At 44.5% G+C, this 14780-nt stretch carries 7 protein-coding genes; 2 read left to right on the forward strand and 5 right to left on the reverse strand.

Annotated elements, in window-relative coordinates; all coding sequences use genetic code 11:
• Positions 1 to 9: 9 nt before the first annotated feature.
• Complete coding sequence (locus FN809_RS05625; protein ID WP_221929370.1) at positions 10 to 3450, reverse strand: TonB-dependent receptor; 3441 nt, start codon at positions 3448 to 3450, stop codon at positions 10 to 12.
• A 124-nt stretch (positions 3451 to 3574) separates the two neighbouring features.
• Complete coding sequence (locus FN809_RS05630; RefSeq protein ID WP_142532518.1) at positions 3575 to 4567, reverse strand: FecR family protein; 993 nt, start codon at positions 4565 to 4567, stop codon at positions 3575 to 3577.
• Between the two features lie 244 nt (positions 4568 to 4811).
• Here FN809_RS05630 and FN809_RS05635 point away from each other — a divergent pair, with 244 nt between their 5' ends.
• On the forward strand, positions 4812 to 5363 hold the full coding sequence (locus FN809_RS05635) for an RNA polymerase sigma-70 factor (protein ID WP_142532519.1): 552 nt from the start codon (positions 4812 to 4814) through the stop codon (positions 5361 to 5363).
• A gap of 259 nt (positions 5364 to 5622) precedes the next feature.
• Positions 5623 to 7092: an alpha-L-fucosidase gene (locus FN809_RS05640; protein ID WP_142532520.1), complete on the forward strand. Its 1470-nt coding sequence runs from the start codon at positions 5623 to 5625 to the stop codon at positions 7090 to 7092.
• A 591-nt stretch (positions 7093 to 7683) separates the two neighbouring features.
• On the opposite strand, the gene FN809_RS05645 is transcribed toward FN809_RS05640, so the two are convergent.
• Genes FN809_RS05645 through FN809_RS05655 form a run of 3 tightly spaced genes read right to left on the reverse strand, consistent with a single transcriptional unit; the run spans position 7684 to position 14580 of the window.
• Positions 7684 to 9030 (reverse strand): Gfo/Idh/MocA family protein, encoded by a 1347-nt coding sequence (locus FN809_RS05645; RefSeq protein ID WP_142532521.1) that lies wholly within the window; start codon positions 9028 to 9030, stop codon positions 7684 to 7686.
• Positions 9031 to 9057: 27 nt separating this feature from the next.
• On the reverse strand, positions 9058 to 10506 hold the full coding sequence (locus tag FN809_RS05650) for a NapC/NirT family cytochrome c (protein ID WP_142532522.1): 1449 nt from the start codon (positions 10504 to 10506) through the stop codon (positions 9058 to 9060).
• Positions 10507 to 14580 (reverse strand): ATP-binding protein, encoded by a 4074-nt coding sequence (locus FN809_RS05655; protein WP_185957467.1) that lies wholly within the window; start codon positions 14578 to 14580, stop codon positions 10507 to 10509.
• Positions 14581 to 14780 lie beyond the last annotated feature (200 nt).

Below are 14780 nucleotides of genomic sequence, written 5' to 3' on the forward strand. Positions count from 1 at the left end.
TTTTAAGTGTTATAACGACATTTGTATTCCCAGGTTAACAACACGCTGCGTAGGATATTTCAGGCCATTACCACCACCTTGTTCGGGATCCCACAAGTCGAATTTTGAAAAGGTTAAGAGGTTCATTCCTCGCACATAGAAACGCATAAACTTATGTGTGTAACCTATTTCTGCATTTTTAAGTTTCAGAAACGAAGCATCCCTTAACCAGTACGATGAGTTGGCCGTATTATTGGGATGGTCCATTTTGCTCAGACGTGGATACGCTGCATACACGTTTTGGTCTTCAACACTCCAGTAATCTTCGGCAATAAAGTCCAATACGTTACGGATGCTGCTGGTTCCGAAAGGGTGAAAGCCATTGATGAAAAAGGAGGTGCGGGCAACGCCTTGAAAGAAGAAGGAGAAATCCAGGTTCTTATACCTGAACGAAGGCCCTATACCATATACTATTTCCGGAATGGTAGGATGGCCCATGGCCACCTGATCGTCGCTGTTTACCAGGTTTAAACCGTCAATGTCCTGGGTAATATCGGTGTATTTAATATCACCGGGCAATACGGTACCGCCCAATTGTTGTATTGGGCTGTTATCGATCTCGGCCTGGTCGATAAACAAGCGCTCGGCCTGATAGCCCCATAAGGTGTTGACGGGATAGCCAACCCTTGACAGATTTTTATAGGTGCTAAAGGGAGGCTCATCCCTCTCCAGCACTTCGTTTTGGGCAAAGGTAAAGGTACCTTTCAGCTGCATGGAGAAATCGGAATTGAAATTATGGGAAACAGCAATAGAGGCATCCATGCCCTGGTTTTTTACTTTCCCCAGGTTTCCGAATACGTCAGTTCCGGCCGTTCCAAAAGAAGTTGGGATAACCTGCCGTGCTAAAAAGATATCGTTGCGAATTTCCTGATAAACATCGGCGGTGATGTTTATTTTATTGAACAGCTCCATATCCATTCCCACATTAATTTTCTCACCTATCTCCCAGGTGATGTCATTGTTGGCATAACGGTTATATACCGGTCCGCTCCTGGTATAATTTTGATCTATACCTGTGGTGTATCCGGCGCCGTTGAGATCAATATCGGACATGTAAACGAAGCGTTCGTTTCCAATTTGATCGTTACCAACTAATCCCCAGGAAGCCCTTAGTTTTAACCATGAAACAACGTTGCTGAGCGGCTCCCAAAAGGATTCGTTACTGATGGCATAGCCTACGGCTGCCGAGGGGAAGAAACCAAAGCGCTTTTTTTCGGCAAAATTCTCGCTACCGTTATAGCCAAAATTAAATTCGGCCAAATACTTGCCACCGAATCCATAGGTAAGCCTGCCTGCAATGCCCTGTCTGCGCTTGGGCAGAGAGGCAATTAAGCCATTGGGATTATTAAGCATAAATTCGTCCTGGGTGTAAATAATCATTCCGCCTACAGTGTGAGAGTCAAATGAACGGTCGTATTCTAACTGTGTTTGAAAATAAATATTTCGGTCGCCAGTTGTGCCGGTAGTGGTGCCTAAAGTAGGATTTTGCACATTACCCACCAGGTCAAAATTATAGGCGTAGGAGGAGTAATCTACCGGAGGCGTAGTAAGCAGGGAGATGTCGTCGATACCGTATTGGTTAACCCCTCCCGAGCGTGTTACGGTTGTGGAACTCCAGTTCTTAAACGAAGCCAAAGCCTTAAAGGTCAAGCCTTCTGTAACAAAGTCAAGTTTTTGCTCTCCGTCAAGGGTAGCAATTACGGTGCTTTCAAACCCTTCGCTATATCCCCGGGTCATTTCGGCAAATGGATTGCGGTATCCGTCGTTATAACGGCCGCCCGACTTACCACCAAAAGGGATATGATCTAACTCGCCCAGGCTTTCAGGGATAAGGTAATCGGGGTACATAATTGGGAAATCAACCGGATTGGCTTCCATTACAAGGCCAAATACATTTTGCGCACCAATGGAAGGAGCATCTTTTTGCTTTATTTGTGCATTTACCCGTAACGAAAGGCGGGTAGTTTCGCTCAGATGGGCATTTATATTGTTTTGGAATGCGTATCGACGAACCTTCACATTGTTGTCGTAGGAATTGATGTCAAATTTCTCGAGAATACCATTGTCGAGGTTTGCGGCCACGTTCATAAAGTAGTCCATTTTTTTACCGCCTCCCATTACATTTACGTTTGCCGTCTGGTTCATGGTATAGGGTTTAAACAACTCGCCATACCAATCTACGTTAGGGAAAAGATAGGGGTCGATGTTTTGTCTGGTGCCATCGATTTTAAGCTGAGAATAGGGCACATCTCCTGTACTGCGTCCAATGACGGCTTCGTTGTACATTTTCATAAATTCCACTCCGTCCACAAAATCCGGTACCGCGGTAGGCATGGATATCGAGTTTTCTATCCGAACATTAATTTTTGCCTTTTCGAGGTTTTTGCCACTTTTGGTTGTAACAATCATTACCCCATTGGCACCCCTGGTACCATATAAAGCGGTAGCTGTGGCATCTTTTAATATGGAAAAACTCTCAATAACCTCAGGGCTTAAAGCATTCAAATCGCCTTGTGAAACCTGCACCCCATCAAGTATGATCAACGGATTAGTGGCACCACTAAAAGTAGAGATACCGCGTATAAAAAAGTTGGCACCGTCGGCACCTGGTTCCCCGCTTCTTTGAAAGGCAATAACCCCGGCCAGTTTTCCCGCAAAAGCGGTGGAGATATTACTTGACGGCACTTCAAGGGCCTGTGGTTCAACGGTTTGTATAGATCCTACCACACTTTCTTTCTTTTGGGTACCATAACCCACCACTTGAATCTCATCCACCATCTCAGTATCTTCAACCAGCGTTACGTTAATGGTTGTTTTACCATCAATTGTTATTTCCTGATTCCGCATACCAATGAAGGAGAATACAAGTGTTGTTGCATCAGCGGGCACATCCAGTGTGTAATTACCATTCATGTCGGTAATTGTACCAATGGAAGTTCCTTTTACCAACACGTTTACGCCGGGGATGGTGTTTCCTTCCACATCCGATACCCTGCCTCGTATGGTCCTTGATTCTTGTTGGAGGAGGGCCATATGAGGTGGCGTATTACTGCGGATAATAACCTGATTTTTCCTTACCACATATTGTACACCTTCTTCTTTAAACACTTGGTTTAACAACTCCTCAACGGTTGCATTTTCTACATCCACATTTACCTTCCGATTAATGTCGATATCTTCCGATTTGTAGAGGATATTGTAATTGGAATTTTGTCTTATCATATCAAAGACTTCGCCTACGGTAGTACTGTTTGCCTTTATGGTTAGGCGCTCGGATTGTGCTACTCCGTCGCTGGCGGTTGCCAACATTAAGTTGGCCATGACAAAGAATAGTATCATTCTCATAATTAGGAACCATTTAGCCCATCCGGCACGTGGTCGGAAAGCATAACAAATTAAATCTTTTTTCATACCTTTGAATAGTTTTTCGATTAAAAGTAAATGTCTTATCTTCATGACAGGACATGGAATTTAGAACCGGGTTATGTTGGCGCATGCCCGGTTTTTTGTTTGGGGGGACCAATCCCCGGAAGCCTCATTGTGTTTGGGCCGATATTGTAATTTTTTGGGTGTTTGTATTGTACTCGTAACTGAACGGCGATAATATTTTTATGGCATCTAAAATTTCAAATACAGTTTCGTCGTTAAAATCTCCGTTCATCTGTTGATGCTTTATAATTGAATCCTCAAAAATTATATCTACATCGTAAAAGCGTTCCAGGCGTTTGGCAATATCCCCAAACGTTTGGTTACGAAACGAAAGGGTACCTTCCATCCAGGCGGGAAGTTCTGTGCTGTCAAAACTTTTTACCGTAACGCTTCCGGTCTGTTTGTTCAGCTGTGCCTTTTGCATGGGTTGGAGCTTATATTGTTTCAATACCTTATCGTTGGCGTCAGTAAAAGTCAATGAAACAGCACCTTCCACAAGTTTGGTTACTTCTTCCATATCTTGTGGATAGGCACGTATGTTGAAGGAAGTGCCTGTAACTACGATTTTAGTTCGGGGCGATTCAACCGTGAAAGGCCGTTTGGTATCTTTTGCTACCTCAAAAAAGCCCTTGCCCTCAATACGTACCTCGCGACGATCCTTTGCAAATTTTTCAGGATAACGGAAAGTGGTTGCCGGTGCCAGATGTACTTTGGTGCCATCGGGCAAGGTAAGGGTTTGCTGTTCGCCGCGTGGCACGGAAACCAATAGCCAGTCAGGCTCTGCCGTAAAAATTCCGCTTAGCTGGACGGCAAGACCAACACTTAGCATGCCTACGAAAATAGCGGCTACACGCATCCACCTTAGCATAATGGTCTTTTGCTTTATTGTACGTTCTATCTTCTGATAGTTAGCATCCAGCCAGTTTTTGTCAGCTGATGAGCCCATAACATGGGAATAGCTGTAAAAACTTTTTCGCGCTTTTTGTAGGTTCTCTTTGGAGTTGGATAGCTCAGTATAAACAGTTTTGTTTTCTTTTTCGCTGGTTGCCCCCAGAAGAAACCTAAAAAATATTTTTTTATAATTATTGATCTTTTTCATTTTCGTTGTTGGTGTTTCAACACTTAAAACGATTAGAAAGGTAAACACCCTAAACGAAAATGTACTTTTTTTTTAGATTTTGTTAATTTTTGTAATTAGATTGGCCGCACATTGGGAACACGATGTGTTATTTTTTTTAACTTTATGGTATGGTTAATCAATTATTGAAGCTCAAAAAAGGAGTTGACGATGTTAATATACTTTATGTATATCTTTCTTTGCAACTTAATATGAGGGATAAAAAATGAAGCAGTTTACAAAAAAAACATCCACAAACGGGAGCGATAGGCATTTTCGCAACGTATTTGATACCTACTTTGCTGAGTTATGCCATTTTGCGTATTCTTTTACGCTCGACTTTGATTTGAGCCAGGATATTGTGCAAGAAACATTTATTAAATACTGGAAGGCAAAGGATAACTTTTTGGAAAATGGAACTACCAGGGCTTGGCTGTATAAAACAACCCGTAACAGTTGTTTGGATCACTTAAAGAGCAAGCGGACAAAGACCAGTTGCAGAGTTGAGGCACTTGAACTGCTCACGATGGAAATATCGCCCGAGTTGGGCTCCATGGAGATAGAGGAGATAAAAGCGATTATAGCTTCGGTACTTCGGGATATGCCCGAATTGTCTTCACAGATTTTTAAAATGAACCGGTATGAAGATTTAACATATCCCGAAATAGCGCAAAAGGTAAACCTTTCTGTTAAGTCGGTGGAGTATCATATGTCAAAGGTGTTGGCCAAATTACGGGTTGGGCTAAAAGAGTATTATTTTTTAGTGTTTTTTGTATGAAAAAAAATGGTTTAGAACACTAAATTGTATCCGGCAAATCCAGCAACTATTTCATATTTCTAAAATATGTTTTCAAATGTACCGTAAGGAACTTGTCAGCATAGTTATGTCTCGTTATAAGAAGAAACCTTCATGGCCTCCCGCAATCATACGGGACAGGTCGTCTCGACACTACGGGGGGTCGCTTCTTTTTTTTAATAGGATACGCCATCTTACCTTTATGGGCAATAGAAATTGGCAACTCAGAACTTAAAAAAACATGAAAACACAAATTGTACTATTCACATTGCTCTTTGCATGTACCTTCACCCCAGCCCAAACAAAATATAAACCCACCTGGGAATCCATCGACTCGCGGCCTATTGCCCCATGGTTTCAGGATGCTAAATTCGGGATTTTTATCCACTGGGGACCATACTCCGTGCCTGCCTGGAGTCCCAAGGGAACCTACGCTGAATGGTACCAATATTGGCTACAAACCAAATCGCTTTTTGGTAATGGTAAATTCACAGGTACGGAGGTCTACGACCATCACGTAGAAACGTACGGCCATCATTACAGTTATTATAATTTTGGAAAAGACTTTACAGCAAGGGATTTTAAGGCAGATGAATGGGCGAAATTATTTGAAGATGCCGGTGCCAAATACATGGTCATTACCACCAAACATCATGATGGTTTTTGCTTGTGGCCCAGTGAAGAAGCCAACAAAGCATGGGGTTTTCCATGGAATGCTAAAGACGTGGGAGCCAAGCGCGACCTGTTAAAGGAGCTTGAGATAGCGGTAAAGAACACAAAAGTAAAGTTCGGTGCTTATTATTCACTGTACGAGTGGTTTAACCCATTGTGGTTGAAAGACAGGGAGCAGTATGCCCTGGAGCACATGCACCCGCAGTTTAAAGATTTGGTGACCAACTACAAACCCGATGTGGTGTGGACTGACGGCGAATGGGACATGGAACCCGAAAAATGGCATAGCAAAGAGCTGCTTACCTGGCTGTACAATGAGTCGCCCGTGGCCCAAACCGTAGTCAATAACGACCGCTGGGGTAAGGGTTCCCGTTTTAACCATGGTGGTTATTTTTCCACCGAATACCAGGAAGGCCTGGACGGCTCGCACCCCTGGGAAGAATGCCGCGGCATCGGTTTCTCGTTCGGTTATAATATAAACGAGGATGCCGAAGATTATTCCTCGGCGCGTACTTTGATATATATGCTACTCAACGTGGTGAGCAAGGGGGGCAACCTCTTGCTCGATATCGGCCCGGATGGCTATGGCAATATCCCGCCTATCATGCAGGACAGGCTGCTGACCATGGGAGAGTGGCTCAAAGTAAACGGCGAGGCCATCTACGGAACCCGCATGTGGAATAGATCGTGCCAATGGTCCAAGGAGGGTAGGAAAGATTGGAAACCCGAGGGAACGCATTACCTGCCTGCTGACTTTATCCTAAAGCAAACCATCGACCCGGAGCCGGGGTATGCCGTAAGAGAAGTGTTTTTTACACGAAAGCTAAATGCCATTTATGCCATCGTGCCCCAATGGCCAAAAAGTGAGTTGGTAATCAGGGATATGGAATTGCCATCCAGCGCCAAAGTTACCCTGTTGGGAACAGATATCAACATCGACTACGTGCGCAAGGGAAAGGATATCATACTTAAAATACCTTGCCTTGCACCACACGAGCTTCCCTGCGATTATGCCTATACCTATAAGATAGAGCTGTAAATTTGCATTGGAAACGAGGAGATGTATGTCGGAAAAAGATGAACTCCAAATAAAAGGATATTCAGCATAATGGGTATCTAATATTATTAGCCATTCGAGGATGTCATTTATTATTATATCTACCGTATGCTATGACAAATTTTTATTTATTAGCTTACTGTTTCCTACTTTTACATGGACAGGTATTTCGATGAAATTACTGGAAATAGATTGTAGGTAGTGTACAAAGAGGTGTAAGGTAGAGGTATGCAGTTAGTTTTAAACGCAGCATTGCCTATGAGCTAATGATAAACAGGGTAGTGACTTTAAATGCACCTCAACATATTTAAAATCGCAATCCGATAGTAGCTTTGGAAAGCATATAAGCCTACCGGTTTTGGTGCAATCCAATACCCAACCGGAAGCAAGCACGGAACGAGCTTCCAAAACTAACGCGGCATTATCACTCGCAAACATGCGGGAGATGGTGCCGGTTTTGTTCTGGACAATAATGATGGTTGCTCCTTCTGAACCCGCAGCATATGCATGGTAACGGTTTAGGCCAAAGGGTGTGCGAAAAAGCTGATATGCCCTAAGTAAGATGACCTTATTTTATTTTGGTGCGCTACCCTGTTTGGGTACCTCCTTGAGGATATCCACCGGCCCCATAACATAAGTTTTAGGTCCCAGATATAAATCGGAATTCATCATTTCTTCCCAAGTAGTTTCTTTGCCGGTATAGGCCGATATGCGCCCCATGATACCCGTAAGTGTGGATTCTGCTATCTGATAGGCCTCGTTTATCGGTTTTGCGGTTCGTATAGCCGTTACCAGGTTAATGTGCTCCTGGTCGAAGGGGTTGGTGTTCAAGCGGCTTATGTTTGAACCGTTCCCTGTTTTGGGATAGTCGAAGGTCCATTTTACTGCGCCGTTCAATTCATAAATCGTGTTTTCGCAGTTGGTGGAGCCGTGGGTGCCAACGATGAGGTCGCCCACCTTGTTGCTGCAATCGTTTATTTGCCGACACATACTGTGGTAATGGATATTGGGCTCATACACAAAGTCCACGCTGAACATGTCGTATTGGTCGCCGGTAACCCTGCGGTGGCGGCCTCCAAATCCTATCGCTTTTTCGGGGTGCTTGCCTATGTGCCAATTGATGGTGTCCAGGTTATGCACGTGCTGCTCCACAATGTGGTCGCCCGAGAGCCAGCACCAGTTCACCCAATCACGTACCATGTATTCCAGTTCCGACCATTCGGCCCTGGGGTTCCTGTGCCATAGTTTGCCTACGTTGTAATAGCTGTTGGCCGATACGATGTCGCCGATAACGCCGTCGGCCACCCGCTTGTAGGTTTCGATATAATCCTGCTGATGTCGTTTTATGGTTCCGGTAACTACGGACAGGCCCAGTGCCTCCGACTTTTTGGCCGACACCATGACGGAGCGAACGCCAACGGGATCCACGGCAATAGGCTTTTCCATAAACACATGTTTGCGGGCTTGTATGCAGGCCTCAAAATGTTGAGGCCGGAAGTGGGGAGGTGTTGCAAGGATAACCACATCTATCCCGGAATTGATGAGCTTTTCGTAAGCATCGATACCGGTGAAGCAGAGATCGGGCGATATGTCCACCCCTTTTTTCTTTTTAAGTTGCTGTTTACAGTCCTCCACCTTATCCGCAAAGATATCGGCCAGGGCGGTAACCTGCACATTGGGCCCGGCATTCAGAAAGTTGATGGCCGCCCCGGTTCCCCGGTAACCGCAACCCACCACGCCGGCTTTCAACAGGGGGCCGTCAGGTGCTTGCGGCAACATGGGCGGAAAAGCATAGTTGCTCTTCTTTTTTTGTTTGCACGAAGTAAGTATTGCAGCCGTACCCACAGAGGCAACAATGCCGGCTGCTGCCGCCTGGCGTAAAAATTTCCGTCGGCTATTTTCAAACGCTTTTATATCCATTTTGATGTTGTTTTTTTTGATTTCTATTTATTCTTCGTCCCATTCGCAAACTACCCTGAACCCCACGTCGTTGCAATCGGAATACCACCATATACTTTTGGGTATCTGCGGATCGGTCACCATCCATTGGTCATGGCGTGTATAATCGGTATGTGTTAAAAGCAATTCGGGAAGGTTGCTTTTAAACGATCCCCCCATTATCCGATGCTCCGTTGATGTACCTCCGTCTGTATTAATAATTATGGTGTCCGAGCAAAACTCCTTTACATTGCCCAGCATGTTAAGCAGGCCAAAATTATTGGGTTTTACCGTGCCGGGCAAGGCTGTTTTTCCCTTACTGTTGCCGCTCCATATCACATATTGGTTTATGGTATCGCTGGTTGCTTTAAATAATTTTTCAAAAATCCCTTTTTTTGTGTAATCATTGATGTTTTCGCCCCAAAAAAAGTCCTCGTCGCTATTGGCATTGCAGGCGTGGTACCATTCGGTAGCTGTGGGCAGGCGATATTTTTTACCGGTTTTTTCGGATAGCCATTGGCAATAAACATTGGCCGCGTGCCAGGTCATGGTAATGGCGGGCCGCTGGCCCATTCCCCAGCCCTGCGAGGGATCGCCAAAAGGTGGTGTGGCGCCCGTAATGGCATCCACTTTATCCGCGTTGTTTACCTTGGTGTCTGTACGTCCTTCCGATTCTGTATCGCTTAAAAACGCTTTGTACGCATCCCAGGTAACTTCTATTTTGCCCATGAAAAAAGGTTCTATTCCACTCCACTCATTCAAATCGTATTGGTCGGCATCTTTGCGTTCTCGGCCCGGTATGGCAATCATATCAAAAGCAACGGCTGTGCCGGGGATGTGCTCCTGAAAACTATAGAATCCGTGAATAGCGGTGCTGTGTTCAAATTGTGTCGATACGCTTTGTGATTTCAGAAAATCGATATTGGCTGCGTGCGAACCGGGTGTGCCGTGCCCAACATCGATATGGCAGTTGATACAATGCAGTTGGTTCGGGTTGTTGCTTTTATGGTTGTTAAGATAGTGCAGATGTGCCTCATCGCCTTTTTTCGATAATTGAAGCGGAAACAGGTTTTGGTGACATTGTGTGCACGAAGCCTCAAAGGTGTGCTGTTTGGCGTATGTTGGATCCCTCTTCTGCTCCCAGTTGATGTTTGCAGTATCCTTAAAATAAAAAGAATATAAATCCCGGTAACCAGCCTTGGCTTTTTCCGTCCAATAGTGGGCACCGTCTTTGGGGGGCAGATGGCACTCTACGCAATGTACCACCACACCACTTTTGTTATCGTGATGCGACGACTGAAGCCACGAATTGTCGGCATGGCTGTGCACATGACACGATATGCAGTATTGATCGGACGAGGTGGCTTTGTCAACTTTTTGAAGGCCCACTACCAGTGCGATAGCCAAACCAAAGCTAATTACAAAAAAAAGGACAAAGGGGTACGCTGATTTTTTCATTTAATTATTTCTATCTGTGTTAGTAATCGCTTCGGCCTCCAGCCTGTATTGTTTGGGCGTTTTGCCGTATTCTTTTTTAAAACATTTCGAAAAATATTTGGGATCGTTAAAACCAATCCTGAAAGCGATTTCGGCAATGGTAAAATTGTGCTTTTCAATTAGAGGTATTGATTTTCGCAGGCGGAAGGTGCGGACAAAATCAACCAGTGTTTTGCCCGTTAGCGATTGGAATTTACGATAGATATAGGAATAGCTCATGTTTAGCGCGGAGGCCAGCTCCTCTAATCTGAACTCCGGATCTTCATAGTTTTTTTCCAGTTCCAGCAGCACCGATTCAATAAACTTTTCGTCGGGCGACTCAACTTCTACGTCTTTGCTTTGGGTCAATATCTCAGCCCTGTATTGCTCAATAAACCTTGTTTGTACCTCCAGTATATTGTGCACTTTTAGCTGCAGTTCTTTAAGGTTAAAAGGTTTGTTGATGTATTCTATCGCACCAAATTTTAGCCCTTCCAATTTTGAGCTGGTGGTATTTCTGGTGGTCAGCAATATGACGGGGATGTGCCGCGTACGCTGTTTTTCCTTCAACATTTTGCAAAGCGTAATCCCGTCCATGATGGGCATCATCACATCGCTCACGATAATATCGGGTTTAAAATCAGGAATAAGATCCAGGGCTTCCCTGCCGTTTTGTGCGGTTTGCACATGGTACGAGTTTTTAAAGCTATCCGCCAAAAAAATCAACATTTCATAGTTGTCTTCCACCAGCAATATGTTTTTCTTATCAGATGGCAATTGTTCTATATCCTTATTTGTCTCCTCATCTGCATCTGCCTCTTGTACCGCCTGATCCGTATTGTTTTCTTTTAACACAGATTTGGTGTTTAATATCTCCTCTTCGGTAAAATGCTGCCTGCCTAATGGCAAGGTGATGGTAAAGGTAGTACCTTTGTTAACTTGCGAACTTACATTTATATTGCCCTTATGAAGTTTTATCAGCTCGTGCGTCAGGGCAAGCCCTATTCCCGTTCCGCCTATCGTTTTACCCACGGGCGATTGGTAGTACATGTCGAAAATATTTTTCAGGTCTTTTTCGGGTATGCCGATGCCGGTATCCGAAACTTCCAAGCGAATTTGGCCTTTGGCTTCGTCTGGCTCAACACGCAAAGTTATTTTTCCTTCGCGCGAAGTAAATTTAAATGCGTTGGCCAATAAATTATAAATGATGTGTTCCAGTTTTTCCTTATCGTACCAAACAAAAATATCCCGGTTGGATGTACCCTCAACATTAAAATCGATATGCTTAAAACGTGCCTGCTCCATAAATGATAGGGCAATTTGGTCGATATCGCGGGCCATATTGTGTTCCCCAACTCCCAGGCGTAGCTTGCCCAACTCTTTGTTGCGCACGGTCATAAGCTCTGCGGCGATGCGCGACAGTCTTTTGGCATTGTTTTTTATCCCCTGCAGGCGTTGCTTTAGCAGCAGGTTACCTCCGGCTCGTTCAATCATGTTTTCCAGGGGCGAGAGTATTAAGGTGAGCGGGGTTTGTATTTCGTGCGACATCTTGGCAAAGAAATTCATCTTTAGCTCGTACAGCTCTTTGTTCTTCTCGTTTTGCCATTCTTCCATCATTAATTTGCGTTTTAACCTGGCCCACATGATGGAGTAGCGTAGCAAAAAATAGCCGATGGCAATAAATAGGATAAGGTAAATAGCAATGGCCCACCATCTGAGCCATAGTGGGGCCAATATTTTTATTTGCACGCTGCGGGTGCCTATATCCCATACGTTCCTTTTGCTCCCTGCCTTAACTTCAAAAGTGTATTGGCCGTAGGGAATATTGGTGTAGGTTGCCATTCGTATGTTATCGGTGCTAAGCCAATCCTCGTCGAAGCCTTTTAGGCGGTAGGCGTAAAAATAATTGGGATTCAGGTAATCGTTGATAACGGAAAACCCGAAGGAGAAGGAGGTTTGTTGATGGTTTAGCGTCAGCGACCTGAGTTGCTCAATCCCAATGCTTAATTGTTCGGGTATGATTTCATCGGCATCGCGGTTTACTATTTTGAGTCCATTGATGGCCAGATGAAATTGTTTTCTATCTGTCTTTATCCGGGCCGGTTCGAAGTAGTTAATGCCGCCTACACCTCCAAAATAGAGGGTTTTACCATTGTCGTTAAAGGCACTTCCAGATAGGAACGGTTTGCGCAGGGTTCCATTTTTCCAGGAGTAAAAGTACTCTTGCCCAAAAGCAAAATCCAAATGTGAAATACCATTATTTCTCGAAACCCATAAATTGTCCGCATCAATTACCGTTACAGCTACAATTCCTTGCAAATCGGCCGTGGTGAAACCTTTGACGGGGATTGTTTTTTTTGTGCCTATATCAAACTTTACAAGTTGGGGGATCGCATTTACCAGATACAGATGTCCATTTCCGTCCGCGGCGCCATGATTAATGTCGTTATACGATGGATTGCCACCCTGGTGCAGGGGATAGGTGGTAAAGGTAGATTCGTTTAAACGGGCGGCTTCATGCATTAGGGCAATGCCCCCCATATTGGTTCCCAGCCACAAACGGTTTTTCTCGTCTTCCATAAACACCTCTACAATATTGCCTTGCAGTCCATTCGTATTATACGGAAAAAAAGCCAATTGTACGCCTTGGGCTGAAAATACAAAAACGCCTATGTGGCTGCCCACCCATATCCGTTTTTTCCGATCGACGTACAACGACCGGATATCGCTGGCGGGTTGACCTGCATCGTTGATAGCAGCAACGGGTGTAAAACGGTCTTTTTTAGGATGATACAGCATCAGTCCATTTTGGTAGGTACCCACCCATATACTTCCTGTCTCCGCTTCTGTCAGGGCCTGGATGTAATTGCCGCGGAGTCCGCGCGCAGAGGTGGTGTTGGCCACATATTGCCGTATAGGTTTTTTATTCTTGTCCACCAGGCTTATCCCCTCGCCGTCGGTACCTATCCATAAGATTTCGTCCTTTGTTTTTAATATGGAGAGCACCCGGGCGGGTGAGCCCGAAACACTACCACTAAGGTATCCTACAGTAGTAGATTCTTCGGGCAATAGGTTAATGTTGCCATAATTGGTGAATACCCATAAATCGTTGTTGCTTGTTTCGTTTATGCCAATTATCGTATTACTCTGGAGCGAAAACGGGTTGCTTTTTGAATGTTTGAAAACCCCGGCTTCCATTGTGCGCGGGTCTATACGGTAAAGTCCGCCGCCATCGGTGCCCATCCAGATTATTCCCTCGCTGTCGCAATAGGCCCGGATGACCATGTTCGACGGAACAAGATATGGGGCATTCGCCTTATTGTGGTAGTGCCGGAAGGAGTGTGTTTTGGTATTGTGATAGAAAAAACCATAGGTTTCCGTCCCAATCCATAGGTTCCCGTCCCTGTCGGCGATTAATGTGATGGTGTTGAACGGATCGCTGTGGGGTAGTTTCAACTCGGATATTTGCCCGGAGCTCGTGTTTGCTTTGAATACCCGCCCTTTGTTGGTGCCAAACCACACAAGGCTGTCGCGGTATTCCGATATAGAGGTTACTTGTTCATCGGCTGCGTGAATATCGAACCGTAATATGCTCGAATCTTTCAGGTTAAATCCGCTCAAAGTGCCATAATTGCTGCCCAACCATAAGCTGGAACTACCCATGTGCAAGGAGGATAGTTTTTGTGTGTCCTTAAAATTAAATAGATTGGTGAATTGAGGGGCAAACTTGCCGGAAGGTAAAAGCCTGGAGAGTATTCCTTTTTGCGACACGCACCAAATTTGGCTTTTTGCATCTTTTACAGCACCCAATAGGACAGGGGAAGGTTGCCCGAAAATCCCGGTACCGGGGTAGATAACAGATTCGTAACCATCAAAGCGCAACATGCCGTCGGGCGACTCTAACCAGGCGTAACCCAACGAATCTTCTAAAACGTTGCTTACATTTGTTTCTCCGCGATCCGTACTTATCGTTAGATGAATAAAACGATTCGGTTCATTGGCACAAGTGGTTTTGCTCTTAGCCAAAAAAGCAAAAATCACCAACAGCTGAACCATGAATCTGATTTTATATGTCATCTTAAAAGTATACATTAACTACTAAGGGGTAAATATAAACATCTATGACAGTAATGGCAATTATTTGGAAAACATACGAATCAAGCTTAAAATTTACACCCAATAGCTTAAAATTTGCACCTTTATATAAAGCCAAATTGTAATCTTTGGATAAAGAAAATTCTAAAATTAAAAACTCA

Origin of the sequence: Saccharicrinis carchari, assembly GCF_900182605.1 — a bacterium.
Lineage (GTDB): Bacteria > Bacteroidota > Bacteroidia > Bacteroidales > Marinilabiliaceae > Saccharicrinis > Saccharicrinis carchari.